General features: G+C 72.1%; 22 protein-coding genes. 10 read left to right on the forward strand and 12 right to left on the reverse strand.

The genetic code is table 11. The features are described from left to right. Nucleotides 1–55: 55 nt before the first annotated feature. The 4 genes from OO67_RS17605 to OO67_RS17620 all read right to left on the reverse strand — a co-directional run bounded on the left by OO67_RS17605 (nucleotide 56) and on the right by OO67_RS17620 (nucleotide 7,595). Nucleotides 56–1,876: an outer membrane protein assembly factor BamB family protein gene (locus tag OO67_RS17605; RefSeq protein WP_208861039.1), complete on the reverse strand. Its 1,821-nt coding sequence runs from the start codon at nucleotides 1,874–1,876 to the stop codon at nucleotides 56–58. Between the two features lie 336 nt (nucleotides 1,877–2,212). Next, nucleotides 2,213–3,889 carry an outer membrane protein assembly factor BamB family protein gene (locus OO67_RS17610; RefSeq protein WP_033301741.1) on the reverse strand — a complete coding sequence of 559 codons (1,677 nt, stop codon included), beginning with the start codon at nucleotides 3,887–3,889 and terminating at the stop codon, nucleotides 2,213–2,215. A 133-nt stretch (nucleotides 3,890–4,022) separates the two neighbouring features. Next, a complete protein-coding gene (locus tag OO67_RS17615) occupies nucleotides 4,023–5,666 on the reverse strand; it encodes an outer membrane protein assembly factor BamB family protein (protein WP_033301400.1) in 1,644 nt (547 codons plus the stop codon). Between the two features lie 111 nt (nucleotides 5,667–5,777). Continuing rightward, on the reverse strand, nucleotides 5,778–7,595 hold the full coding sequence (locus OO67_RS17620; protein ID WP_033301403.1) for an ABC-F family ATP-binding cassette domain-containing protein: 1,818 nt from the start codon (nucleotides 7,593–7,595) through the stop codon (nucleotides 5,778–5,780). A gap of 147 nt (nucleotides 7,596–7,742) precedes the next feature. On the opposite strand from OO67_RS17620, the gene OO67_RS17625 reads away from it, so the two are divergent. The 3 genes from OO67_RS17625 (at nucleotide 7,743) to OO67_RS17635 (ending at nucleotide 8,991) form a co-directional block, all read left to right on the forward strand. Beyond that, complete coding sequence (locus OO67_RS17625; RefSeq protein ID WP_033301407.1) at nucleotides 7,743–8,381, forward strand: lipoprotein; 639 nt, start codon at nucleotides 7,743–7,745, stop codon at nucleotides 8,379–8,381. 101 nt (nucleotides 8,382–8,482) lie between these two features. After that, nucleotides 8,483–8,734 (forward strand): type II toxin-antitoxin system Phd/YefM family antitoxin, encoded by a 252-nt coding sequence (locus OO67_RS17630; RefSeq protein ID WP_031098597.1) that lies wholly within the window; start codon nucleotides 8,483–8,485, stop codon nucleotides 8,732–8,734. Beyond that, nucleotides 8,731–8,991, forward strand: coding sequence for a Txe/YoeB family addiction module toxin (locus OO67_RS17635; RefSeq protein WP_033301413.1), 261 nt, complete (start codon nucleotides 8,731–8,733; stop codon nucleotides 8,989–8,991). Before OO67_RS17630 ends, OO67_RS17635 begins: the two co-directional genes overlap by 4 nt. Before the next feature lie 29 nt (nucleotides 8,992–9,020). Here the strand turns inward: OO67_RS17635 and OO67_RS17640 are convergent, their stop codons facing one another. The 7 genes from OO67_RS17640 to rsmI form a co-directional block, all read right to left on the reverse strand. Beyond that, a complete protein-coding gene (locus OO67_RS17640; protein WP_033301415.1) occupies nucleotides 9,021–10,334 on the reverse strand; it encodes an acyltransferase family protein in 1,314 nt (437 codons plus the stop codon). 73 nt (nucleotides 10,335–10,407) lie between these two features. Beyond that, entirely contained in the window at nucleotides 10,408–11,307 is a 900-nt protein-coding gene (locus tag OO67_RS17645) for a 4-(cytidine 5'-diphospho)-2-C-methyl-D-erythritol kinase (protein WP_033301416.1), read from the reverse strand. Continuing rightward, nucleotides 11,304–12,176, reverse strand: coding sequence for a 16S rRNA (adenine(1518)-N(6)/adenine(1519)-N(6))-dimethyltransferase RsmA (gene rsmA, locus OO67_RS17650; protein WP_033301417.1), 873 nt, complete (start codon nucleotides 12,174–12,176; stop codon nucleotides 11,304–11,306). The genes OO67_RS17645 and rsmA overlap by 4 nt, the downstream gene beginning before the upstream one ends. A 56-nt stretch (nucleotides 12,177–12,232) precedes the next feature. Then, nucleotides 12,233–12,610 carry a ubiquitin-like domain-containing protein gene (locus tag OO67_RS39900; protein ID WP_382056433.1) on the reverse strand — a complete coding sequence of 126 codons (378 nt, stop codon included), beginning with the start codon at nucleotides 12,608–12,610 and terminating at the stop codon, nucleotides 12,233–12,235. 285 nt (nucleotides 12,611–12,895) lie between these two features. Then, nucleotides 12,896–13,762 (reverse strand): TatD family hydrolase, encoded by an 867-nt coding sequence (locus OO67_RS17660; RefSeq protein WP_033301748.1) that lies wholly within the window; start codon nucleotides 13,760–13,762, stop codon nucleotides 12,896–12,898. Between the two features lie 32 nt (nucleotides 13,763–13,794). Beyond that, nucleotides 13,795–14,187 (reverse strand): hypothetical protein, encoded by a 393-nt coding sequence (locus tag OO67_RS17665; protein ID WP_033301418.1) that lies wholly within the window; start codon nucleotides 14,185–14,187, stop codon nucleotides 13,795–13,797. A gap of 171 nt (nucleotides 14,188–14,358) precedes the next feature. Further along, nucleotides 14,359–15,255, reverse strand: a complete 897-nt coding sequence (gene rsmI, locus OO67_RS17670) for a 16S rRNA (cytidine(1402)-2'-O)-methyltransferase (protein ID WP_033301419.1) — start codon at nucleotides 15,253–15,255, stop codon at nucleotides 14,359–14,361. Nucleotides 15,256–15,308: 53 nt separating this feature from the next. Here rsmI and OO67_RS17675 point away from each other — a divergent pair, with 53 nt between their 5' ends. Continuing rightward, nucleotides 15,309–17,078, forward strand: a complete 1,770-nt coding sequence (locus tag OO67_RS17675; protein ID WP_033301421.1) for a dolichyl-phosphate-mannose--protein mannosyltransferase — start codon at nucleotides 15,309–15,311, stop codon at nucleotides 17,076–17,078. 232 nt (nucleotides 17,079–17,310) lie between these two features. After that, entirely contained in the window at nucleotides 17,311–18,945 is a 1,635-nt protein-coding gene (locus OO67_RS17680) for a penicillin-binding transpeptidase domain-containing protein (RefSeq protein WP_033301422.1), read from the forward strand. A gap of 31 nt (nucleotides 18,946–18,976) precedes the next feature. Here OO67_RS17680 and OO67_RS17685 read toward each other — a convergent pair whose 3' ends face one another. After that, complete coding sequence (locus OO67_RS17685) at nucleotides 18,977–19,726, reverse strand: GntR family transcriptional regulator (protein ID WP_033301424.1); 750 nt, start codon at nucleotides 19,724–19,726, stop codon at nucleotides 18,977–18,979. A gap of 169 nt (nucleotides 19,727–19,895) precedes the next feature. Here OO67_RS17685 and OO67_RS17690 point away from each other — a divergent pair, with 169 nt between their 5' ends. The 5 genes from OO67_RS17690 (at nucleotide 19,896) to OO67_RS17710 (ending at nucleotide 25,756) form a co-directional block, all read left to right on the forward strand. Further along, nucleotides 19,896–20,912: a BMP family protein gene (locus OO67_RS17690; protein ID WP_033301426.1), complete on the forward strand. Its 1,017-nt coding sequence runs from the start codon at nucleotides 19,896–19,898 to the stop codon at nucleotides 20,910–20,912. Beyond that, nucleotides 20,909–22,603: an ABC transporter ATP-binding protein gene (locus OO67_RS17695; protein WP_051709508.1), complete on the forward strand. Its 1,695-nt coding sequence runs from the start codon at nucleotides 20,909–20,911 to the stop codon at nucleotides 22,601–22,603. The genes OO67_RS17690 and OO67_RS17695 overlap by 4 nt, the downstream gene beginning before the upstream one ends. An 81-nt stretch (nucleotides 22,604–22,684) precedes the next feature. Beyond that, nucleotides 22,685–23,797 carry an ABC transporter permease gene (locus tag OO67_RS17700; RefSeq protein ID WP_063746158.1) on the forward strand — a complete coding sequence of 371 codons (1,113 nt, stop codon included), beginning with the start codon at nucleotides 22,685–22,687 and terminating at the stop codon, nucleotides 23,795–23,797. Then, on the forward strand, nucleotides 23,794–24,717 hold the full coding sequence (locus OO67_RS17705) for an ABC transporter permease (RefSeq protein ID WP_033301428.1): 924 nt from the start codon (nucleotides 23,794–23,796) through the stop codon (nucleotides 24,715–24,717). Before OO67_RS17700 ends, OO67_RS17705 begins: the two co-directional genes overlap by 4 nt. A gap of 43 nt (nucleotides 24,718–24,760) precedes the next feature. Beyond that, nucleotides 24,761–25,756, forward strand: a complete 996-nt coding sequence (locus OO67_RS17710; protein ID WP_033301430.1) for an ornithine cyclodeaminase family protein — start codon at nucleotides 24,761–24,763, stop codon at nucleotides 25,754–25,756. Nucleotides 25,757–25,798 lie beyond the last annotated feature (42 nt).

Consider the following 25,798-nt stretch of genomic DNA (forward strand, 5'->3'; position numbering starts at 1 on the left):
GTACGTACCTCTGCGGAGTCTGGGAGGAAGGGGCTGTGGTTGCCGTCGTGGGCCGTCACTTGCCGAAGGCCATCATGGTCGTCTGCGCTTTCTCTTCCTCGTCGCTGCCGGCGCTGACGCGGTCGCTGACGACGAAGGAACGGCCGCCCGCGTAGAGGGTCCTGGAGGAGAAGAAGTTCTCGATCCCGGTCGTGGAGTCCGGGTGCTGCAGCAGCACCTCGGGCGCGCCTCCGGTGGGTGCGATCGTCGCGATCGCCCCGCCCTTGTCGTAGGAGGGCTCCAGGTAGACCAGGACGTTGCCGCCCTCCATGCGCAGCGGCCTCATGGTGCGCTCGGCGGGTGCCGCGGACTTCCACTTGGTCTTGCCGGTGTTCAGGTCGAACGCGATGACCTTGTTGGTGCGGCCGCTGCCGCTGGTGTCGTCCTCGGTCATCATGTAGAAGGTGTTGGCGTCGGCGGCGAGACCGCTGCAGCCTTCGAGCTGCTGACCGAAGATCGCGAAGTCGTGTCCGCAGTCGACCGCGAGCTTCTCCCCCTTGTCACTGATCAGCTGGGAGCGGAGGGTTCCGTTCTCCTTGAGCGCGAGGATGCCCCACTTCTTCTCCTCCCGCTGGGTGAGCGAGACGACGAGAGGGCTCACCGAGTACACCTTGTCGATCTCCCAGCCGCGCTTGGGCTGGTACGTCCACTTGGCCTTCCCGGTGACCGGGTCGATCTCCTGGACCTGGTGCTGCGGATTGTCCACGTCGTCGGTGCGGCAGCTGGTAGCGGCGATCAGCTTGGGGCCGCCGGCGAAGGCGAACGGCTGGCAGTTGCCGGACGGCTTACCGAACAGCTCGGTGCCGTCGCTGACGCGGTAGGCGTTGGAGTTGCTCGTGCGGCCGACGGTCAGGGTGTCACCGCTGATCGCCAGACCGATGTCGGACAGCAAGTCCCACGTGCCGTTCTTCTTGACCGACTTCTTCCAGCCGGCCTTGCCGGTGTTGAGGTCGATCATCTGCAGGTCGGCGCAGTCGGCCTTGTCCGTGGTGCCGTTCATCACGCCGATGACGATCTTGCCGTCGGCGGTGGCCGTCCCGGGTGCCGCGCACATGTCGGCGGGCAGGGGAAGCGTCCACTTCTGCTTGCCGTCGGCCACCGAGTAGCCGGTCACCGAGCGGTACATGCCCTTGACGAGGGTGTCCCCGACGACCCAGGGGCCGTACACCTTCGCGCCGTTGCGCGGCAGGTCTATGTCGTTCGTCGTCGTCCAGAGGACCTTCGCCTCGCCCGCCTTGCGCCCGGCGTTCAGGTCGTCCTCGGCCTCGCGGCCGTCGCCCTTGCCGTCACCCTGGTCGACGGTGGGCGAGGCGCTCGGGTCCGCGGCGCCGCTGCTGGGCTTGGAGACGGGCTTCTTCTCGTCGTCGCCACCGCTCGTGGCGAAGAAGATGCCGCCGCCCACGACGAGCAGCACGGCGAGCGCCGCACCGATGATGACGGCGGGCTTGCCCTTGAAGGGTCCGCCGCCGGAGCCGCCGGGCGCGGGCGCGCCGGGGTACTGCTGCTGCGGGTAGCCGTAACCCGGCTGCTGGCCGTACGGACCGGGCTGCTGGGCGTACGGGCCGGCCGGGGCGCCGTACGGGCCTGGCTGCTGGGCGTACGGGCCGGGGGCCGGCTGGCCGGGCGCCTGGGGGTAGCCGTAGCCGGGCTGCGCCCCGGGAGCCTGCGGGTAGCCGTAACCCGGCTGCGTGGGGGGCGGCGCCTGCGGGGGTGCGGGCGGCGTCTGCGGTGGGGCCGCGGGTGGTGACTGCGGCTGGGGTGGCTGAGGAGTGCCCTGCGGTTCCTGCGGAGCCCCGAAGCCCCCCTGCGGCGGTTGCTGGCTGGGCGGCTGGGTCATCAGCACGTCCCCCTTCGTGCGGTCCGGTGCCCGGTCCGGTCTCCCCCGCGATTCCGCTGGGCTCAGAGGATCAGGTACGGAGAATCTCTGAATTCCCCCCGGAAAGGAGCGAATCGGGCATGGCTTCCGCGGCGTTACGACAGTCGAGCGGGGCTTCTTTGTACCACCCGCACCACACCGGGCACCGGATCGGTCCATCCCCTGTTCCCAAGGGAGAACCGGGCCGTGATGCCCTCGTTACGCGCCTGCCGTGGCCCTGGGGAGCCCGCTCCGCCCACACTGCGTCAACTGCACGGAGACGGGGCCGATTTCACAGGAACCTCGCAGTCCGCCCCCTTATTCACCGAAGACCAGCACCGCGGTCGCCGCCTTCTCCTCCTCGTCCTCGTCCCGGCTGATGCGCTGCGGAAGCAGGTAGGAACGGCCCTCGCGGTGGACGGCCTTCGGTGCGAAGAGCGAGCCCTCCGTCTCGACCGCCGACGTCGGATGCTTCAGCAGGGTCGTGTACGTGCCGGTGGACGGCTCCAGCGTGCCGGTCTCGCCGCTTGTGCTGTACGAGGCCTCCACGTGGACCAGCACCTTCCCGCCCTCCATGCGCAGCGGGAACATCTGGCGCTCGTCCGTCGCGGGCGCCGCCCAGACGGACTTGCCGGTGGCCAGGTCGAATGCGACGACCTTGTTCGTCTGGGACGCCGACCCCGTGACGGGCAGTGTCGAGAGGTAGAACCTGCTCGCGTCCGCCGCGACGCCCGTGCAGCCGTCCAGGTTGCTGCCCGTCTCGACGGATTCCTCGCCGCACCGGACGGTGTACTCCTCGACCCCGGCCGCCATCTGCGACCGGTACGTCCCGTCGTCGTTCAGGACGACCACGGCCCACTTCTCGGGCTGCTTGATCGAGATGACGAGCGGGCTCGTGGAGTAGACGTGCGCGACCGACCAGCCGGGCTTCACCTCGTACGTCCATTTCGGTGCCCCGGTGACCGGGTCGACCTCCTGGACCTGCTGGCGGACGGGGTCGTCGGGCTTCGCCTGGCAGCTGACGGCCGCGATCATCCGGTCGCCGCCGGTGAAGGCGAAGGGCTGGCAGACGCCTTCACGCTTGCCGAACAGTTCCTTGCCGTCGCTGACCCGGAAGGCGTCGGAGGCGGTGTTGCGCCCGAAGGTCACGGTGTTCCCGCTGATCGCCATGGCGACGTGCGACAGACCGTCCTGCATCTCGGACCTGTCGACGGTCTTCTTCCAGCCCGCCTTGCCGGTGCGCAGGTCGATCATCTGCAGGACGGAGCAGGACGCCTCCGACTCCGAGACGTTGTCCTCGATGCCGACGACGACCTTGCCGTCGGCCGTGGGGGCGGTGGGCGAGGCGCACAGGTCCGTGGGCAGCCGCAGGCTCCACTTCTCTGTGCCGTCGGCCGTCGCGTAGCCGGTCACCTTGCGGTACATGCCCTTGGCGATGATGTCGCCGGCGAACCACGGGCCGTGCGTCTCCTCCCCGTACTCCGGGAGGTCGACCCCGTTCTCCGCCAGCCACGCCACCTTCGCCTCGCCCGGCTTGCGCCCCGCGTTGAGCTCGGCGGCGGTCGGTCCGGCGAAGCTCTTGCCGTCGTCCTTGCCGGATGTGGGGCTCGGCTTCCCGTTGCCGCCGCTCGGCCCGGCGAGGGGCTCCTTCCCGCCCCCGTCGTCGCCGGTGGCCAGCCAGATCCCGCCGCCGGCCAGGAGCAGCACCGCGAGTACCGCGCCGATGACCACGCCGGCCCTGCCCTTGAAGCGGCCTCCGCCGGGCCCGCCCGGCGGCGGCGCCGTGACCGTCGGAGGCTGCGGCGGGTAGCCGTACCCCGGCTGCTGGGCGTAGGGGCCGGGCTGCCCGCCGTACGGGAGGGGCTGCTGGTTGTACGGACCCGGCTGCTGAGGCGGGTATCCGTAGCCGGGCGGTGGCTGAGGAGTCCCCGGCGGCGGGTCGTACGGGGCACCGAAGCCCCCCGTCGGCGGTTGCTGGCTGGGCGGCTGGGTCATCAGCACGTCCCCCTTCGTGCGGTCCGACGCCCGGTTCGTGTCTGCGGTCGAGCGGAGTTTCTTTGTACCACCCGACGCGCGTCGGGCCGTCCGGCTGCTCCCCGGGGGGAAGTCGGGCTGTCGCGCCGCCCGTTCACTCGCCGAAGGCGATCATCGTCTTCGTGCTCGCCTCGGCTTCGTCGTCCTCCTCCATACCGACCAGCGGCAGGGTGAGGAGGGAACGGCCGTCCTTGTGGACGACCTCGGCCGCGGTCATCCCCGCCTCGATCGCGGCCGTCGACGCCGGATGGGTGAGCACCGTGCGCGGGGTCCCTCCGGTGGGCGCGAGCGTGGCGATCCGGCCTCCCTGCGTCTTGGTGGCCGCCACGTGGAGCAGCAGTTTCCCGTCGTCCATGCGCAGCGGTTCGATCCTGCGTCCCATCGGGGCGTCGGCCGTCCACTTCTGCCTGCCGGTGTTCAGGTCGAAGGCGACGATCCGGTTGTCGACGTCGAACTCGACGTGCTTGCGCTTGGTCGACACGTAGAAGGTGTCGCTGTCCGCCGCCACCCCCGCGCAGTCGTCCCTGTTACGGGTCACCACCAGGTAACCCCCGCACCGCACCTCGTAGTCGGCGAAGCCGAGGCCTGTGTCCCGGGTGCCCAGCTCGATGTGCGACCGGAGGGTGCCGTTGTCCCGCAGGGCGAGGGCCCGCCACTGTTCGCCCTTCTGCACCGAGACGACCAGAGGGCTGGTGGAGTAGACCTGATCGATGAACCAGTCCTTCTCGAGCGCGTACGCCCACTTCGTCTTCCCGGAAGCGGGGTCGAACTCCTGGACCTGGTTGCCGCCCGGGCAGTCCGCGACCGCCATCATCCGGGGGCCGCTGAGGAACGCGTACGACCGGCACTCGCGCGGCTGCGCGCCGAACAACTCCTGCCCGTCCCCCACCCGGTAGGTGTGGACGTGGCCGGGGCGCGAGTACGTCACCGTATCGCCGTTCGACGCCATGACGACGCGCTTCTCCACGTCGGTGACGGCGGCCTTCGGGAAAATCTTCTTCCAACCCGGCTTCCCGGTCCGCAAGTCGATCATCTGCAGGACGGTGCAGTCCGTGCCGTTGTCGGACTCCTCGGCCTGGACCGCGACCACGATCTTGCCGTCCTCGGTGGGCCGGGTGGGCGCCGCGCAGATGTCGTCCGGCATCCGCAGGCTCCACAGCTGCCTGCCGTCCGTCATCGAATAGCCCGACACCGTGCGGTACACGGCCTGGGCGACGACGTCTCCGGCCTCCCACGGCCCGTACACCCCCATGGCCCTTCCCGGGAGGTCGGCACCCAGGCTCCGGAGCCACCGGACCTTCGCCTCACCCGGTTCCCGGCGGGCGTCGAGCCGCGCCGCCAGCTCCGCGTCGTCGGTCCGGTCGCCCTTGCCGGACGTGGCGGAGGGGGCCGCCGCCTCGCCGGCTGCCGGCTTCCTCCCCTCGTCGCCGCCCAGGGCGAACCAGACACCGCCGCCCGCGATCAGGACCAGGGCCAGCAACGCCCCGGTGATCACGCCGGTCCGGCCCTTGAAGCGGCCACCACCGGGCCCGGCCGGGCCGCCCGGTGCGGTGACCGGCTGCTGCTGCTGCTGCTGGAAGCCGTAACCGCCCTGCGGCGGCTGCCCGTACGGCCCGGGCTGCTGGGCGTACGGCCCGGGAGCCCCGCCCGGCGCGGGCGAACAGCCGTACCCGTGGGCGGGCGGGTCGTACGGTGCCCCGAAGCCTTCCTGCGGTTGCGGGCCGGAAGGCTGAGTCATCGGCGGAGTCCCCCTCGTGCGGTCATTGCTCCGCAGGGTCACGCCAACCCGCACGGGCCTACTTTCTACCACCCGCCCGCGCGGGGCCTCCCGGCCGGACCGGACCGCCCCTCAGGCGTCCTCGGCCAGCTCCAGCCAGCGCATCTCCAGCACGTCCCGCTCCGCGACCAGTTCACGCAGCTCGGCGTCGAGCTTGGCGACCTTCTCGAAGTCGGTGGCGTGGTCGGCGATCTGCGCGTGCAGGGAGGTCTCCCTGGTCGACATCTTGTCGAGCTGCCGCTCCACCTTCTGGAGTTCCTTCTTCGCGGCCCGCGCCGCCTGCGGCGAAACGGCCTCGGCCGGCGCCGCCTTCGGTGCGGAGGACCCGGCGGCGGAGGCGGGCGTGGCCGTCTCCTCCATGCGCTGCCTGCGCTCGATGTACTCGTCGATGCCGCGCGGGAGCATCCGCAGCGCACGGTCACCGAGGAGGGCCATCACCTTGTCCGTGGTCCGCTCGATGAAGAACCGGTCGTGGGAGATCACGATCATCGATCCGGGCCAGCCGTCGAGGAGGTCCTCCAGCTGCGTCAGGGTCTCGATGTCGAGGTCGTTGGTGGGCTCGTCGAGGAAGAGGACGTTGGGCTCGTCCATCAGCAGCCGCAGGATCTGCAGCCGCCGCCGCTCGCCACCGGACAGGTCACCGACCGGCGTCCACTGCTTCTCCTTGACGAAGCCGAACTGCTCGCAGAGCTGACCCGCCGTCATCTCCCGGCCCTTGCCGAGGTCGACCCGGTCGCGCACCTGCTGCACGGCTTCGAGCACCCGCAGGTTCGGGTTGAGCTCCGCGACCTCCTGGGAGAGGTAGGCGAGCTTGACCGTCTTGCCGACGACGACCTTCCCGGCGGCCGGCTGCACGTCGCCCTGGCTGCGGGACGCCTCGGCGAGGGCCCGCAGCAGCGAGGTCTTGCCCGCACCGTTGACGCCGACCAGGCCGATGCGGTCGCCGGGGCCGAGCTGCCAGGTCAGATGGGTGAGCAGGGTCTTCGGCCCGGCCTGGACGGTCACGTCCTCCAGGTCGAAGACGGTCTTGCCGAGCCTGGCGTTGGCGAACTTCATCAGCTCGCTGGTGTCGCGCGGGGGCGGCACGTCGGCGATCAGCTCGTTGGCCGCCTCGATGCGGTAGCGCGGCTTGGACGTACGGGCGGGGGCGCCGCGCCGCAGCCAGGCCAGCTCCTTGCGCATCAGGTTCTGCCGCTTGGACTCCTCGGTCGCGGCGATCCGCTCCCGCTCGGCCCGCGCGAACACGTAGTCGCTGTAGCCGCCCTCGTACTCGTGGACGGTGCCCCGCTGGACGTCCCACATGCGGGTGCAGACCTGGTCCAGGAACCACCGGTCGTGGGTGACGCAGACGAGCGCGGAGCGCCGGGTGCGCAGGTGTCCGGCCAGCCAGGAGATGCCCTCGACGTCGAGGTGGTTGGTGGGCTCGTCGAGCACGATCAGGTCCTGCTCGGCGATGAGCAGCTTCGCCAGGGCGATCCTGCGCCGCTCGCCGCCGGAGAGCGGGGCGATGACGGTGTCCAGGCCGTGCTCGAAGCCGGGCAGGGCGAGGCCGCCGAAGAGCCCGGTCAGCACGTCGCGGATCTTGGCGCTGCCCGCCCACTCGTGGTCCTCGAGGTCGCCGATCACCTCGTGCCGGATGGTGGCCTTCGGATCCAGCGAGTCGTGCTGGGTGAGGACACCGAGGCGCAGCCCGCCGTTGTGGGTGACCCGGCCGGTGTCGGCCTCCTCCAGCTTGGCGAGCATCCGGATGAGCGTCGTCTTGCCGTCGCCGTTGCGGCCGACGACGCCGATCCGGTCGCCCTCGGACACCCCGAGGGATACACCGTCGAGCAGGGCACGGGTGCCGTACACCTTGCTGACCTGCTCGACATTGACCAGATTGACGGCCATTTCACTCCTGCCTAGGTGGTCCCTGCGTCGGGGACCGCTCGACGTCCCAGAGTAGTCGCCGCGCGGGGTGCGATAGCGTGCGGCGATCGATCATGGGGAGTAACCCCAGGTCGGAGCGGTTCGGAACATCTCTGGGGTGGGGACTTCATGATGCGCTGCGCGATACGGGCTCTGCTTCCGGCGGTCCTGGCGACGGCCGTGCTGGCCGGCTGTTCGCCGGCGTCCGACGGCGGTGACACGGGCAAGAACGGGGACAGCGCCCCCGCGAAGGCCGCGGAGAGCGCCGCCCCGGAGAAGGGCGGCACGCTCGGCGGCCCTGGCTCGCCCTGCGAGCTGCCGGTGACCTTCGACCTGGCTGGGGACTGGAAGCCGGAGGCCGTGGAGGTGGACCCCGGCTCCGAACTCGCGGAACTGGGGCAGCAGGGCCCGGCCACGATGGTCTGCGAGATCGACGCCAAGCCGGCGGGGAACATCGGATACATCCGGGTGTGGCAGGGGAAACCGTCCGGCGCCGGCTCCCGCACGGTGCTGGAGGCCTTCGTGGCGGCCGACACGAACGCCGGTAAGGCCACGTACACCGAGGTCGAGGCCGGTTCCCTGACCGCCACCGAAGTCGGGTACACCGTGAGCGGCGAACTGCTGGACGAGCCGAAGAACGAGCGCGCCTTCGCCGTCGCGACGCCGGACGGTCCGGTCGTGGTGCACCTGGGCGGGCTGGACTCCCAGGAGCACGAGGAGATGCTCCCGGCGTACGAGCTGGCGAAGAAGACCGTGAAACTGGGCTGACGGGGCGCTTCACCCGCTGCTGCGTCCGTTGCCCCCCCGCCCGACTCAGGCGTACACTATCCCGTACGTACAGGATTCCGTACGTTCCCGAGGAGGCCGCTGTGCGGACGATGACCTATACCGAATCACGCGCCAAGTACGCCGAGACCCTGAGCGCTGTGGTCAACGACCGGGAAGAAGTCATAGTGACGCGCGCCGGCCACGAGCCCGTGGTGATCGTGGCACTCGACGAGTACGAGTCCATGAAGGAGACGGCCTACCTGTACCGCAGCCCCGAGAACGCGCGTCGCGTCCTGGCAGCGATCGATGATCTCGAGAACGGCGGCGGCACGGTACGAGAGCTCATCGAATGAAGCTGGTCTGGCACGAATCGGCGTGGGCGGACTACGTGTGGTGGCAGACCCAGGACCGGAAGATCCTCAAGCGGATCAACGCCCTGCTCCAGGACATCGACCGCAACGGAAACGAAGGCATCGGCAAACCGGAGCCCCTACGGCATGATTTCCACGGGTACTGGTCGCGCCGGATCAGTGAGGAACACCGACTCATCTACCGCGTGATCGAGGACGAAGTACGTATCGTCTCGTGCCGCTACCACTACGGTCGCTGAACGGTTTCCCGCAAGCACCGCCCTCGCCCTCACCGCCCGGCGCGCTCCACCAGCAGCCAGCCGCCGAGCGCCATCGCCACGGCCGTGGGGGCGCTGACGTGGACGGCGATCAGCAGTGCGGTGTGCCCTTCGAGCAGTCCCGCGTACCCGACCATGGACAGGCCCAGGACGCCCAGCAGGGCGAGGGTCACCCCGATCGCCGAGACGGTTCCCGCGCCGATCGCGCCCCTGCCGGGGGCGACGCGGACGGGGCGCTCGAACGTACGGAAGGCCGCGACCAGGACCGCGGTGACCGCGGCGGCGGCTGCGATCCTCGGCGGGACCTGCGCCCACCAGGCGCCGGTGGCAGGCTCGGGCAGCGGGAGGCCGAGGGCGAGCATCGCCCCGTACACACCCAGCATCGCGGTGAGGTGCCACAGGAACGCGGTCATCGCGACGCCGTTGGCGGCGACGACCGCACGCCACACGCGGGGCCGGGCGGCCAGCCGGGCTCCGGGGGTCCGCAGCAGCTCGACCGCGCCGACCAGCCACAGGCCGTGCCCCAGCAGGGCGAGCGTGGGGGGTGCCATGTTGCTGATCTTCTCCCCGGGCATGCCGACCATGGAGAGCGGATACGGGCCGAAGGCCACCAGCGCCACGGCGGCGGCGAGCCCCGCACCGGCGAGCAGCGCCGGACGTCGGATGCGGCCGTCGGCGCGCAGGAAGCCGAGCTGGTGCACCGCGAGCCAGACGAACGCGAAGTTGAGGAACTCGACGTACGGGACGCCCACCGCGAAGCGCAGGAGATCCACCGTGGCGGCGGCTCCCGCGAGGACGGCGAACGCGCCCCAGCCGTAGCGGTCGTGCAGCTTGAGCAGGGCCGGGGTGAACGCGACCATCGCCAGGTAGATCCCGATGAACCAGAGGGGCTGGGTCACCAGCCGCAGCGTCACACCGGTCAGCCCTCCTCCGCCGCCGAGCAGCTGGACGGCGAGCGCGGCGGCCCCCCACACCAGGACGAAGACCATGGTCGGCCTCAGCAGCCGTTGCAGCCGCGCCCGCAGGAAGGACGGGTACACGGAGCCCGTGGAGCCCTCGGACCGCCTGCGGAGCAGGGAGCGGTAGGACAGTGCGTGGGAGAAGCCGCCGACGAAGAAGAACACGGGCATGATCTGGAGCGCCCAGGTGAGCAGCTGGAGTTCCGGCACGAAGGCGAGGAGGTTGCCGACGCCGTCGGTGGTGACGGCGGCCATCAGCCAGTGGCCGAGGACGACCGTGCCGAGCGAGGCGACGCGCAGCAGGTCGATGTAGCGGTCCCGGGTGGCGGGCGTCGCGGCGGCCAGTTCACGAACATCTGATCCCATGCGCATACGGTCGCGCCGGGCCCCGGGAGGGCGGGAGCGCGACCGTACTCAGTTCGCGTCTGAGTACCCGCCGTCAGACGACGGTGGCGCCCGCCGCCGGGGACGCCGCCACCCGGGCGTCGCGGCAGGTGCCGGAGGCCAGCAGGGCGTCGGCCACCTTCCGCGCCGACTCCTCGTCGGCGGTCAGGAACGCCGTGGTCGGCCCGGAGCCCGAGACCAGCGCGGCCAGGGCGCCGGCGGCGGTGCCCGCGCCGAGGGTGTCGGCCAGCGAGGGACGCAGGGACAGGGCGGCGGCCTGGAGGTCGTTGCCGAGGGCGTCCGCGAGGGCGGTGGCGTCCCCCTTGCGCAGGGCGGCCAGGAGCGCCGGGGAGGCGGCCGGCTCGGGGACCCGCGTGCCCGCGGTGAGCCGGTCGAACTCGCCGTAGACCGCGGGTGTGGAGAGCCCGCCGTCGGCGACTGCGAAGACCCAGTGGAAGGTGCCGCCGACCTCGACGGCCGTCAGCTGCTCGCCCCGGCCGACCCCGAGCGCCGCCCCGCCGACCAGACCGAACGGCACGTCACTGCCGAGTTCGGCGCAGATCTCCAGGAGTTCCTCCCGGCTCGCGCCGGTCGCCCACAGGGCGTCGCAGGCCAGGAGGGCGGCGGCGCCGTCGGCGCTGCCGCCCGCCATGCCGCCGGCGACGGGGATGTCCTTGGCGATGTGGATGTGCACGTCGGGCGCGATGCCGTGCCGGTCGGCCAGGGCGATCGCGGCGCGGGCCGCCAGGTTGGTCGCGTCCAGCGGGACCTGGCCGGCGTCCGGGCCGGAGCAGGTGACGCGCAGCGCCTCGGCGGGGGTGACGGTGACCTCGTCGTACAGGCCGACGGCGAGGAAGACGTTGGCCAGGTCGTGGAAGCCGTCGGGGCGGGGGGCGCCCACGGCGAGCTGCACGTTGACCTTGGCGGGCACGCGGACGGTGACGCTCTGGCTCATGCGGGGAGCTCCGGCTTGTTCTCGGCGATGGCGGCGAACTCCTCGACGGTCAGCGCCTCGCCCCGGGCCTGCGGCGAGACCCCCGCGGCGGTCAGCGCGGCCTCGGCGGCCGGTGCGGAGCCCGCCCAGCCCGCCAGGGCCGCGCGCAGCGTCTTACGGCGCTGGGCGAAGGCGGCGTCGACGACGGCGAAGACCTCGGTCCTGCTCGCGGTGGTGCGGACCGGTTCCGCACGCCGGACCAGGGACACCAGCCCCGAGTCGACGTTGGGCGCGGGCCAGAACACCGTGCGGCCGATCGACCCGGCGCGCTTGACGTCGGCGTACCAGTTGGCCTTGACCGACGGCACGCCGTAGACCTTGTTGCCGGGGCGGGCGGCCAGCCGGTCGGCGACCTCGGCCTGCACCATCACGAGCGTCCGCTCGATGGTGGGGAAGCGCTCCAGCATGGTGAGCAGGACCGGAACGGCGACGTTGTACGGCAGGTTGGCGACGAGCGCGGTCGGCGCCGGTCCGGGCAGCTCCCTGACCAGCATCGCGTCGGAGTGGACCAGCGCGAAGCGGTCGGCGCGCTCCGGCAGCCGTGCGGCGACGGTGGCCGGCAGGGCGCCGGCGAGCACGTCGTCGATCTCCACGGCGACGACCCGGTCGGCCGCCTCCAGCAGGGCCAGGGTCAGCGAGCCCAGGCCGGGCCCGACCTCCACCACCACGTCGTCGGGCCGCACCTCGGCGGTCCGTACGATCCTGCGGACCGTGTTGGCGTCGATGACGAAGTTCTGACCGCGCTGCTTCGTGGGGCGTACGCCCAGCGCTGCGGCCAGCTCGCGGATGTCTGCGGGGCCCAGGAGGGCATCGGGCTCTGTGGTGCTCACCCGTCAAGCCTACGGCCGCCAGGGGGCCCCGGGTCTCTCGCCCGGGTCAGGCCGGATCAGGGAGCGGGGTCCGGTGCCGTGCCGCGTGTCTCCCGGAGTACGACGACCTCGTCGCCGTCGTCCAGCCCCGTGGCGGGGGCGGGGGCGACCGTGTCGCGGGTGCCGACGGTGACGCCCTCCGCGTCGAGGAGTTCACCGACGTCGTCCGCGAAGGTGTGCAGGGTGCGGGACGTCCCGTCGACGCTGACGCGGACGGCCTTGTCCTGGGTGAGGAACGCGGCGGTGCCGCCCGCCAGGACGGCGACGACGAGTGCGCGCGGGACGATCCGCCGCAGGCTCTCCGGGGCGCCGCGGGGCCGCCCGGTGTCCGCCGGGCTCCTTCCGCGGGGCCGCCTGCCCGCCCACCAGCGGGGTGTCCAGCAGCGTGGGGTCATGGACCGGCAGGGGCCCCGGCCACAGCGCGGCGACGACCGTCCGTTCCTCGTGGAGGGAGCGCGGCGCCGGAGGCGGGGCGGGGACCGTCGGGGCCTGCCTCGTCAGCCGGCTGCCGCGCGCCGCGCGGTGACTGCCCTGCGAATGGCCCACGACGCTCCAGACGTTGCGGTCTGCCGACCCCGACCCGGTTGGGCGGGCAGGATAGCCGAGCCCTGGTCACGTTCCACAGTCGTACGATTACCCGACGTGGCCCCGGGGTGGCGGCGCGTTCCCGGAGCCGGGCCTCAGAAGTCGAACGCCCGCGCCGTGTTGTCGTAGACGGCGGCGGCCAGGGTGTCCTCGTCGGTGCCCCTCACCTCGGCCATGGCCCGGAGCGTGACCGGGATCAGGTAGGGCGCGTTCGGCCGTCCGCGGTACGGGGCGGGCGTGAGAAAGGGGGCGTCCGTCTCGACGAGCACGAGCTCGGAGGGGGCGACGGCCAGCGCGTCGCGCAGCGGCTGCGCGTTCTTGAACGTGACGTTGCCCGCGAAGGACATGAAGTACCCGGCGGCCGCGCAGATCCGTGCCATCTCGGCGTCGCCGGAGTAGCAGTGGAAGACGGTCCGTTCCGGCGCGCCCGCGTCGGCGAGGATGCGCAGGACGTCCGCGTGGGCCTCACGGTCGTGGATGACCAGCGCCTTGCCGTGCCGCTTGGCGATCTCGATGTGGGCCCGGAAGGACTCCTCCTGGGCGGCCATGCCCTCGGGGCCCGTGCGGAAGTAGTCGAGTCCGGTCTCGCCCACACCGCGTACGTGGGCGAGGGCGGCCAGTGCGTCGATCTCGGCCAGCGCCTCGTCCAGTGCCGCCTTCCCGCCCGGCTCCCGGGCCCCCTGCCGCGCCGAGCCCTCCGGGTCCCCGTGCACGATGCGCGGCGCCTCGTTGGGGTGCAGGGCGACGGAGGCGTGCACGGACGGGTGCGCGGCGGCGGTCTCGGCGGCCCAGTGGGAGCCCTTCACGTCGCAGCCGACCTGGACGACGGCCGTCACGTTGACGGCCGATGCCCTGGCCAGGCCCTCCTCGACCGTTCCGTCCTGCATGTCCAGATGGGTGTGCGAATCGGCGACAGGAACCCTGAGGGGTTCGGGGAGCGGCGGGGCGTCGGTACGGCTCATGCCCATGACTCTACGAGGGCATGGGCTCCCTCTCACCGCCGGTGGAAGTGACGCAGCAGATCGGAGAGCTGCCAGTGGTGGGGCGCGGGCCCCGGGGCCCGTACGGCCGCGACGGCCATCTCCTCGGCAGCCGTCTCCTCACCCGCCCTCCTGGGACGCACGGTCTGCCCGTGCCGGAGCAGCTGCTGGACGGTGGAGACCCGGCCGGCCCGCATGAGGCGGACCACGTGCCCGCCGCAGTTCGCGCAGGTGGGCGTGGACAGCGGCGAGGGCACTCGCTGTCCGTCCGCCTTGTACACCACGAACGCGTTGCCCGAGCCGTCGACGTGGTGCTCTATCTCGTAGGCCTGTTCCCAGCCGTACCCGCACCTCATGCACGCGAAGGCGTACGCCTCGTGCACGGTGGTCGCTGCGATGTCACTCATGCCTGCTCCTCTTGTCCGATGGACAAGCACCGGACAAGCACTCCGGATGGTGCGTCCCACCTTCAAGTGGACGCCTTCACCGGCGGCGGCGCACCAGGTCTGCCGAGTGTTGGAACGCTCTTGGCCGATCCATGGACGAAGAGGTCCGGTACGCGGCTCGGGCTTTACATTTCAGGTTAGTCCCTTGCCCTGTTCCTGGCCGGTCCGAGCCGCGTTCTTTGCCGCGACCACCGCATCGAACACCTGGCGCTTGGGCAGGCCCGCGTCGGCGGCGACCGCCGCGATGGCCTCCTTGCGCCGCTCCCCCGCCTCCTCGCGCACCTGCACCCTGCGCACCAGCTCGGCGTCGTCGAGTCCCTCGGAGCCGGAGTCCGTGGCGCCCTCGACCACGACGGTGATCTCGCCGCGCACACCCTCGGCCGCCCAGGCCGCCAGCTCGCCGAGCGGGCCGCGCTTCACTTCCTCGTACGTCTTGGTCAGTTCCCGGCACACGGCGGCCCTGCGGTCCGCCCCGAACACCTCGGCCATCGCCGCCAGGGTGTCGTCCAGCCGGTGCGGGGCCTCGAAGAAGACCATCGTGCGGCGCTCGTCGGCGACCTCGCGCAGCTTCCCGAGCCGCTCGCCCGCCTTGCGCGGCAGGAAGCCCTCGAAGCAGAAGCGGTCCACGGGCAGGGCGGACAGCGCGAGCGCGGTCAGCACGGCCGACGGGCCCGGTACGGCGGTGACCTTGATGCCCTGTTCCACGGCGGCCGCGACGAGCCGGTAGCCGGGGTCGGAGACGGACGGCATCCCCGCGTCGGTGACGAGCAGGACGCGCGCGCCGCCGGTCAGCGCCTCGACGAGCTCGGGCGTGCGCGCCGACTCGTTGCCCTCGAAGTAGGACACGACACGCCCCGTCGTGTGGATGCCCAGCGCCTGGGTGAGCCTGCGCAGCCGCCGGGTGTCCTCGGCGGCCACGACGTCGGCCGTCTCCAGCTCGGCGGCGAGCCGTGGCGGGGCGTCCGCCACGTCGCCGATGGGGGTCCCTGCGAGTACGAGCGTTCCAGTCGTTCCAGTCACATCGGCCATCCTCCCAGCACCGGCGGCACCCCTCGCACAGATGCGTTCCCTACGATGGCGCGGTGACGAGTACTGCGCCCGAAGCCCAGCAGGGCAACGACGCCGGGGATCACGCCGGCGACCAGCCGCCTTCCTGGCAACAGCGGCTGCGCCGCTTCGGCCATTCCCCACGGCCGGAGACGGGGCTGCGCGAGCGCCTGGTCCCGCCCTACACCCGCCCGGGCCGCCAGTTCTGGGACGTGCTCGCCGTGCCGCCGGGCCTCGCGGGCCGTCTGGTGCGCTGGGCCGCCTGGGGCGGGCCGCTGCTGGTCGCCCTGGTCGCCGGGGTGCTGCGGTTCTGGAACCTGGGCAGCCCGAAGGCGGTGATATTCGACGAGACGTACTACGCCAAGGACGCCTGGGCACTGGTCAACCAGGGGTACGAGGGCTCCTGGCCCAAGGACGTCGACAAGCGGATCCTCAACGACCCGTCCTTGGTGGACATCCCGGTGGACCCGGGCTACGTCGTCCATCCGCCGGTCGGCAAGTGGATCATCGGGTTCGGCGAACAGCTCTTCGGGTTCACCCCGTTCGGCTGGCGCTTCATGGTGGCGCTGCTCGGCACCGTCTCGGTCCTGATGCTGTGCCGGATCGGCCGCCGTCTGTTCCGCTCGACGTTCCTGGGCTGCCTGGCGGGCACCCTGCTGGCCGTGGACGGGCTGCACTTCGTGATGAGCCGCACCGCGCTGCTCGACCTGGTGCTGATGTTCTTCGTGCTCGCGGCCTTCGGCTGCCTCCTCGTCGACCGCGACCGGTCCCGCCGGAAACTGGCCGCGGCGCTCCCGGTCGACGAGGAGGGGCTCCTGCGCCCGGACGCCCACATCGCCGAGACGCTCCGGCTCGGGTGGCGCCCGTGGCGGATCGCGGCCGGGCTGATGCTCGGCCTGGCCTTCGCCACGAAGTGGAACGGGCTCTACATCCTGGCCGCCTTCGGCGTGATGGCGGTGCTCTGGGACGTCGGCGCGAGGCGCACGGCCGGCGCGGTGCAGCCGTACCGGACCGTTGTCCTGCGGGACCTGCTGCCCGCTTTCGTCTCCACGGTGCCGGTCGCGATCGGCACGTACGTCGTCTCGTGGACCGGCTGGATCGTCACGGACAAGGGGTACTACCGCAACTGGGCGGCCACCGAGGGCAAGGGCGGCAGCTGGACCTGGCTGCCGGACTGGCTGCGCAGCCTGTGGCACTACGAGTACCAGGTCTACGAGTTCCACGTGGGCCTGACCTCCGGCCACACCTACGAGTCCAATCCGTGGAGCTGGATCGTGCTGGGCCGGCCCGTCTCGTACTTCTACGAGGAGAAGACCTGCCTCACGTCCGAGACCGGCAAGTGCGCCCGCGAGGTGCTGGCGCTCGGTACCCCGCTCCTCTGGTGGGCGGCGTGCGTGGCACTGCTGTACGTGCTGTGGCGCTGGTTCTTCCGCCGCGACTGGCGGGCGGGCGCGATCGCCTGCGGTGTGGCGGCGGGCTGGGTGCCGTGGTTCTTCTACCAGGAGCGGACCATCTTCCTGTTCTACGCGGTCGTGTTCGTGCCGTTCCTGTGTCTCGCGGTCACGATGATGATCGGCGCCCTCCTGGGACCGGCGGCGGGCACGGGTACCAAGCACCGCCTCGGCGCGGAGACCGGGACCGCCGACCCCACGGGCGAACGCAGACGCACCCTCGGCGCGATCGCGGCGGGCGTCCTGGTGCTGCTGATCGTCTGGAACTTCGTCTACTTCTGGCCGCTCTACACGGGCACGTCGATCCCGGACGACGCCTGGCGCGACCGGATGTGGCTGGACACCTGGGTGTAGCACCCCGAACGCACCAGGAGGGCCCGGCTGTTCGCCGGGCCCTCCTGTTCGTTGGTTCGTTGCCACCCGACGTGCCGTGGACCGGCTGGGGGCGCACGGCGGAAAGCGCTTTCCCGCACCGCATCGCGGTCCGGTAACAACCGCCTCAGCTCTCACCGGTGTCCCGTAAAGTGCCAGAGGAAGGCCCTCTTGAACACGTTCAAGAGGGCTACTGGGGAGGGGGACTGCACAGATGCGCGGTGGAGCGAAGGTCGCCATAGTCGGCGGGGTGTTCGTGCTGGTGGCCGGAGGACTCGGCTACGGCGTGTACGACGTGGTACTGGGAGGCGACGAGGCCGGGGGGACGGGGACCGTGGCGGAGTCCTCGGAGGTGAAGACCGGGCCGCCCGAGAAGGAGGAGATCCAGGAGACCGCCGAGGGTTTCCTGAAGGCATGGGCGTCCGGCGACGCGGCGGCCGCCGCCCTGTTCACGAACAACGAGGCCGCCTCCGAACCGCTGCTGGCCGGCTACGCCGCAGAGGCACACGTGACGGGAGCGGTGATCACACCGGGTGCCGCAGTCGGCGCGAAGGTCCCGTTCACGGTGAAGGCGACGGTCTCCTACGAGGGGAAGACCAAGCCCTGGTCGTACTCCTCCGAGCTGACGGTGGTGCGCGGCCTGACGACAGGTAAGGCACTGGTCGACTGGCAGCCCACCGTGATCCATCCGCAGCTGACCGAGGGTGCGGTGCTGAGGACCGGCGAGTCCTCGACGGCCGCGATCGAGGCCGTCGACCACAACGGCGAGGTGCTCGACAAGGAGAAGTACCCGTCGCTCGGGCCGATCCTGGACAGCCTGCGCGAGAAGTACGGCGACACGGCCGGCGGATCCCCTGGCATCGAGACCTGGATCGAGCCGGCCGACGAGCAGCTCCCGGACACCACGTTGCTGACGCTGGCCGAGGGGAAGCCCGGACAGCTGCAGACGACACTGGACGCGGACGCCCAGGCGGCGGCCGAGAAGGCGGTCAAGCAGTACAGCGGGGCGTCGGTGGTCGCCGTGAAGCCCTCCACGGGCTCGATCCGCGCCGTCGCCAACAACCCGGCGACCGGCTTCAACGCGGCGATGCAGGGCAAGCAGGCGCCCGGCTCCACGCTGAAGATCATGACCGCGGCCATGTTGCTGGAGAAGGGCCTCGCCTCGGCGGACCGTCCGATCGAATGCCCCGAGGACGTGATGTACATGGGGAACAGCTTCCACAACCTGAAGAACTTCTCGCTGCCGGACACGGAGCCGTTCACCACCAGCTTCGCCCGCTCCTGCAACACGGCCTTCATCAAGAAGATCGACGAGGTGGACGACGACGCCGCCCTCGCCAAGGAGGCCCGGGACGTCTTCGGGATCGGTCTCGACTGGAAGACGGGTGTCGTCTCGTTCGACGGCAGCGTGCCCGAGGAGAACGGCGGGGTGGCCGCGGCCCAGTACATAGGCCAGGGCACCGTCCAGATGAACGTGCTCAACATCGCGTCCATCACGGCGACCGCCCGCACCGGGACGTTCCGTCAGCCGGTCATCGTCCCGCAGTCCCTGGACGGCCGTCAGCTCGCCACCGCGTCCCGCTCGCTGTCGCAGAACGTCACCGGGCAGCTGAACGACATGATGCGGGCCACCGCCTCCTGGGGCACGGGCAAGGCCGCCATGGCCTCGGTCGGCGGCGACAAGGGCGCCAAGACGGGCTCGGCCGAGGTCGACGGACAGACCACGTCCAACAGCTGGTTCACCGGCTTCAGCGACGACCTGGCGGCAGCGGCCGTCGTCCAGGCCGGCGGCCACGGCGGTGACGCGGCGGGCCCGGTGGTCGCTGCGGTGCTGCGCGCCGGGTCATAGGGGGACATACCTCAGCCGGGCCGGGGGCGGATCACGCCTCCGGCCCGGCCTGCTTCCCGGCATCGCCCCGCCCGCGCCGACGGCGCGCGGCGACCGCCTCGGGGTCGATGTCCGGGCGGGACCACTGCTCGGCGAGGGCGAGGCTGGTGGCGCGGCCGTCCGCCACGTGTTCGTGCGCCAGGCGGGCCGCACGGTCGGCATCGCGTGCCGCGATGGCCTCGTACATCCGCTGGTGTTCGGCGCACTGCCGGGCGGGGTCCCGCTGGGCCGTCAGGCGGAACAGCCAGTGCATGCGCGCCTCCAGGGGCCGCATCACACCGCTGAGCAGCGCGTTGGCCGCGAGGTCGACGATATCGGTGTGGAAGGCCGCGTTGGCCGCCGCGATCGCGGCCCGGTCGTGCGCGCGGGTCGCGGCGCGGGCGGCATCGAGGCCGGCCGCCAGGCGGGCCAGCCCGTCCTCGTCCGCCCGCTCCGCGGCCAGGCGCGCGGCGAGGGACTCCAGCGACTCGCGTACGTCGAAAAGATCGCGTACGTCGCCGGGGGTGAAGGGCGCGACCAGTGCGCCGCGGTGCGGTACCAGCAGCACGAGCCCGTCGGCCGCCAGGAGCCGCAGGGCCTCGCGCAGGGGAATGCGCGAGACCTCCAGCTCGGTGGCCAGATCGCGCTCGACGAGCCTCTCTCCGGGCTGGAGTTCGACCTCGATGATGCGCCGCCGCAAGGTCTCGTACGCGAGATCGCGCAGCGAGGGGCGTCCCGCGTCGGACTGTCGGGCTGCTGTCACCAAGGCTTTTCCTCCGGTTCCGGAACGGTCCCACCGTATGCGGATCCCGTGCCGGGTCCGCTACTGCTAACCGCTCGGTGACGCGGTGGCAACAAACGACGCGGAAACTGGGCGCCATAGCGGTATACCGCTAACCGGCTCGCGGGCCCCGTTTCCTGGAGGCATCCCAGTGGCACCTTCCCGACCCCTCTCCTCCCCCGTCGCGGTCGCCGCGTCCGTCGTGTCAGGGCTGCTCCTGCTGACCGCCTGCGGCGGGTCCTCCGCAGCCGACGGCGGGGGCGAGGACGACGGCAAGCTCAAGGTCGGCGTCCTCTTCCCCGGTTCGCTCTCCGACGACGGCTTCATGGGCTCCGCCTACCTCGGCTACCAGCGGGCGGAGAAGCAGCACGCCGGCACGGTGGAGTTCAGCAAGGTGGAGCAGGTGGCGACGGCTGACTACGAGAAGGCGCTGGTCCGCTTCGCCACCACCTCCGACCTCGTGATCTCCATCGGCGGGCAGACCGACGCCGATGTGCGCAACGTCGCGGCGCGCTTCCCTCAGGTGAAGTTCGCCGAGATCGGAGGCCCCGCCGACGGGAAGCCCCTCGCGAACCTCTCGCTGTACGACCCGCAGCAGGCCGAAGCGGCCTTCCTCTCCGGCGCGGCCTCCGCACTGCTCTCCAAGTCCGGGACGGTCGGATTCATCGGCGGTGCGGAACTCCCGGCGATCGTGAACGCCGCCAAGGAGTTCGACAGGGGTGCGGAGGCGGCCGACCCCGGCGTCAAGGTCCTCGCCCCGCAGTACGTCGGCGACTTCAACGACGTGGCCAAGGCCAAGCAGTCCGCGCTCGCCGGCTTCGGCGCCGGGGCGGACGTCCTGGGGCAGGTCCTCAATCTCGGCCACAAGGGCGTCGCCCAGGCCGCGGGCCGGCGCGACGGCGCTCTCATCGGCGGACCGATCGCCCACGAGTGCGGCACCGACCCCGCGTACGCGGGGTACGTGGAGACGGACATCGGCGCGGAGATCGAGTACGCCGTGAATCACCTGGTCGCCGACGACTGGACGGCGGAAGCCGTCCACTTCGGGCTCACCTTCGAGGAACCGCACAACGACATCGTGCTCTGCGACACCACGGACCCCGCTGTGGGCGAGAAGCTCGACGAGCTGAAGCGGAAGATCACGGCCGGCGAGATCACCACCCGATGAACACGGCCGCTCCCGCGCTGGAGATCTCCGGACTCACCAAGTCCTTCGGCACGACGCGGGCCCTGGAGGAGGTGGACCTCGTCGTCGAGTCCGGCACCGTCCACTGCGTACTCGGCGAGAACGGTGCGGGCAAGTCGACCCTCTGCCACGTCGTGGGCGGCTCGGTGGCGCCGGACGCGGGCGGTCTGCGCCTCTACGGCTCGCCCTACGCCCCCCGTCGGCCCGCCGACGCGCTCGCCGCCGGCATCGCCATGGTCCACCAGCACTTCAGCCTCGTACCGACCCTGACCGTGGGCGAGAACATGCGCCTGCTGCGGCTGCGGGACCTGCCGCGGCGGGTGGCACGGGTGCGCGAGGAGTACGGACTCGAACTGGACCTCGACGCGCGGGTGAGTGAGCTGCCCGTCGGCGTGCGCCAGCGGACCGAGATCGTCAAGGCACTGCTGCGGGAGCCCCGGCTCCTCGTGCTGGACGAGCCCACGGGCGTCCTCGGACCGGCCGGGACGGACGCCCTGCTGGCGACCTGCCGGCGGATCGCGGAGTCGGGGCACGCTGTGGTCCTGGTGACGCACAAGCTCGGAGAAGTGGCACGGGCCGGGGATGCGGCGACCGTGCTGCGCGGCGGCCGGGTGTCCGGTGGCGGGCCACTGGCCGAGCTGCCGCCGGAGCGGCTGGTACCGCTGATGATCGGCCGGCCCGCCGGCTCGCTGGACGCGGGGCTCGCCGGGACGATCGGGCTGGCCGCCGACGGGGACTCCCCGGAGGCAGGGGCGTCCGGCTCCGGGAAGACCCGTGCAGGCGGTCCGGAGCCGGCGGGCCGCGCCTTGGCCGTCGGAACCGCGGAGCCCGGCGGGCGGGCGGAGCCCGGCGGCAAGGCCGCTGCCCGGGTGACGCAGGCGCTGCGGCTGCGCGACGTCAGTGTGCGGCGCGCAGACGGGACCTCCGCCCTGGACGAGGTCTCCCTGGACGTCGGGTACGGGGAGATCGTGGGGATCGCCGGGGTCGAGGGCAACGGTCAGAGCGAGCTGATGGCGCTGCTCGGCGGCTCGCTCGCGCCCGTCGCGGGACGCGTGGAGCTGGACGGACGGGACCTCACCCGGGCGGCACCGCGCGAGCGGAGCCGGGCCGGACTCGGCGTGGTGCCGGAGGACCGGCTCCACGAAGGGTGCGTGCCACAACTGCGGGTCGCCGACAACCTGTTCCTCGGCCGGCTCGACCGGTTCCGTCGTCACGGGGTGCTCCTGGACCGGCGCGCCATGGACCGTGCCGCGGACTCGGTGCTCACCGGGCACGGCATCCGGGCGGACGGCCCGGGGGCCCTGATGTCCTCGCTGTCCGGCGGCAACCAGCAGAAGGTCGTGCTGGCCCGGGAGCTGGCGCTCGACCCGTTGATCTGCCTGGCCGCGGCCCAGCCCACCCGAGGGCTGGACATCGGAGCGGTGGGCGCCGTGCACTCCCGCATCCGTGACGCGGCCGCCGCCGGGACCGGTGTGCTGGTGGTCTCCAGCGAGCTGTCCGAACTCCTCGTCCTGTGCGACCGGATCACCGTGGCCTACCGGGGGAAGCTGCTGGGCCCCGTCGACCCGGCGGAGCCGGACGCCCGGGAACGGATCGGAGCCCTCATGCTCGGCGCCCGCGCTTCGCGGCCCGGGCCGGAGAACACGGGCCACACCCCCGAAGCCCTGCGCTGAACCGCGCCTCGCAGCACCCGCGTCCCGGCCGTCGCCAGCCCTCGGCCCGGACGCGTGCACCCCAGACCTCAAGGAGCCGCCATGTCGCCCCCACCTCTCACCCTGTCCGCGCCCGCACCGGCCCTCCGCACGGCGCATACCCGCATCGCCCCCGTCCTGAGGCACCCCGTCACCGTCGGCGTCCTGGCGGTCGTCCTCGCGGGCGCGGTCGGGCTCGGTCTCGTGAAGGGAGCCGGAACCGGACCCGCGGTCGCCTGGGACGCCCTCGTCGAGGGCATGTTCGGATCGTCGTACGCCGTCGGGAGTTCCCTGAACTCGGCCGCCGTACTGGCCCTCATCGCCACCGGGTTCACCGTCGCCCACCGTGCGGGGCTGGTGAACGTGGGCGGCGAGGGGCAGCTGTGTGCGGGAGGCCTCGCGGCGGCGGCCGTGGGAACGACACTGCCCGCAGGGGTTCCTGCCGCGCTCGGTGTGCCGCTGGTCCTCGTCGCGGGATGCGTGGCGGGCGGCGCCTGGGCGGGCATCGCCGGCCGGCTGCGGGCCAGGAGGGGCACCAGCGAGGTCATCACCACGCTGCTGCTCAACTTCGTCGGCGTGGGGCTCGTCTCGGTGGCCGTCCACGAAGAGGCCCTGCTGCGCCAGCCCGTGACCTCGTCCGAGACGCTGCCGCAGTCCGCGCCCCTGCCCGAGGGCGCCCGGCTGCCGCTGATCGGCGGCGTCGAGTCGCCCGCGACCGCGATCGTCGTGATCGCCGTCGTCGCCGCCGTGGTCACCGGTGTGGTGCTGCGCCACACGGCTGTCGGACTGCGGCTGCGGTCGGTCGGTCACTCCCCCGCCGCCTCGGCCCGGCTCGGACTTCCCGTGGTACGCCTGGAAACGGGCAGCCTGGCCTTCGCCGGCGCGGCGGCGGGGCTGGCGGGCGCGGCCCTCGTCGCCATCGCGCCGTACGTGCTGGCCGAGCACTTCTCCTCCGGATACGGCTTCTCCGGGCTGGTCGTGGGCCTGCTCGCCCGCGGTTCGCTCACCGCGGTGGCGGCGGTGTCCCTCCTCTTCGGCTTCCTCACCAACGGCGGCATCAACCTCCAGCTCGCGGCCGGGGTGCCCGCCTCCTCCGTACAGATCGTGCAGAGCCTGCTCGTCCTGTTCGTCGCCGCGGCCATGTTCACAACCACACGCAACGGGAGGGCCTCATGAGTGCGGTCGTGGAGGAACTCGTCTCCGGTGGGGTCCGCCTGGCCGTGCCGCTCCTGCTGGCCTCCTCGGGAGAGCTGCTGAGCGAACGCGCCGGTGTCCTCAACCTCTCCGTCGAGGGCATGATGCTTACCGGCGCCTTCGCCGGCGCGACAGGCGCCCTGGCCTCGGGAAACGCGGGTGTGGGCGTGCTGGCCGCGCTCGCCGCGGGGCTGCTCTTCGCCGCCCTCCAGGCGCTGCTCAGCGTCGTCCTGCGCGCCGACCAGATCGTCACCGGCATCACGGCGAACGTCCTCGCCCTCGGTGCGACGACGTACGGCTCCCGCGTCTTCTTCGGCGACGGGGCGGCCGACTCCGTGCCGGGATTCGACCCGATCCCCGTGCCCGGCCTGCACAGCGTCCCCGTGCTGGGACCAGCCCTCTTCGAGCAGACCGCCCTGGGCTACGCCGCCTTCGCCGTCGCCGCCGTCCTGGCCCTGGGATTCAGCAGGCGCACGTCGTGGGGCCTGGCGGTCGACGCCATCGGGGAGGACGCGACCACCGCCGACCGCTGCGGTCTTCCGGTGCGTGCCGTCCGGTTCGCCGCCGTGCTGCTGACCGGGGCCGTCTCCGGCCTGGCGGGCGCGCAGCTGGCCCTGTCGGAGGTGCACGCCTTCAGCGACAACATCACCGGCGGCATCGGATACCTGGCGGTCGTCGCGGTGATCGCGGGCCGCTGGCGCGCCTGGCCCACGCTCGTGGCCTGCCTCTTCTTCGGCGTCGCGCAGTCGCTGCAGTTCGCAGCGCCCGCTCTGGGACTGCACCTGTCCGCGCCTCTCCTGACCACGCTGCCCTACGTCATCGCGCTGCTGGCGGTGAGCGGGCTGGTCGGCCGCAGCCGGGCGCCTTCCGGACTCACCGTCCCCTTCCTGCGCGGCGCCTGACCACCCGTCGGCACCCGCTCCCGTACCCCTGAGGACACACGACATGACGCTGATCCTGACCCGCTCCGACATCACCGCACTGCTCGCGGACGTACGGGAGGACATCGAGAGAGCGGTGGAGGGCTGCCACCTGGACCTGGCACTGGGCAGGGCCGTCCTGCCGCCCCCGCCGGCCATGCCTCTCCCGGGGTCGGACGGGACCTTCCTCGCGATGGCGTCGGCCTCCGCCCCGGCCGGCCTCGCCGCCGTGAAACTCCTGGCTGACCTCCCCGCCAACCGCGAACGGGGCCTGCCCGTGCAGCGCTCGGCCGTCCTGGCCGTGTCCGCGGACACCGGTGCGTGCGAGGCGCTGCTCGACGGGGCCGAGGTCACCCGGGCGAGGACCGCCGCCGCCACCGCCGTCGCCACCCGGGCCCTCGCCCGGAAGGACGCGCGCGTACTGGGTCTCGTCGGCACCGGCCCGCTGGCCCGTGCCCATGCCCGCGCGCTGCTGCCGGGCCGCGCGTACGACCGGATCGTGCTGTGGGGGCGCCACCCCGGCAGGAGCGTCGAGCTGGCCGCCTGGATCCGGACGGAGCTGGGCGTGGAGGCCGGCGTGCTCGCCGGGCCGCAGGCCGTCGCGGAGGCCTCGGACGTCCTGTGCACGCTGACCCCGTCCCGGGAACCGCTGATCCGGGGCGCCTGGCTGTCCCCCGGCCAGCACATCAACGCCGTGGGCGCCCCGCCGCGCCCCGACCACCGGGAGATCGACACGGAGGGCGTCGTCCGCTGCCGGATCGTCGTGGACGCCTGGACGACGGCCCGCGCGAAGTCCGGCGAGGTGCTGATCCCGCTCGCCGAGGGTGCGCTCGGCGAGGACGACTTCCGCTGCGAACTCGGTGACGTACTCGCGGGCACCCGGCCCGGCCGGACGGCGGACACCGACCTCACGCTCTTCGACTCGGTGGGCGTCGGCCTCCAGGACCTGGCCGTGGCCCGGCTGCTGATCGACGCGGCCGTCGCGCGGGGAGCGGGCACCCGGATCGAACTGAGCGGCTGACGCCGCGCGGGGGCGCGTCCGGGCCGCGATCCGGGATCGGAG

Source organism: Streptomyces atroolivaceus (assembly GCF_000717025.1).
GTDB classification, from domain to species: Bacteria; Actinomycetota; Actinomycetes; order Streptomycetales; family Streptomycetaceae; genus Streptomyces; species Streptomyces atroolivaceus.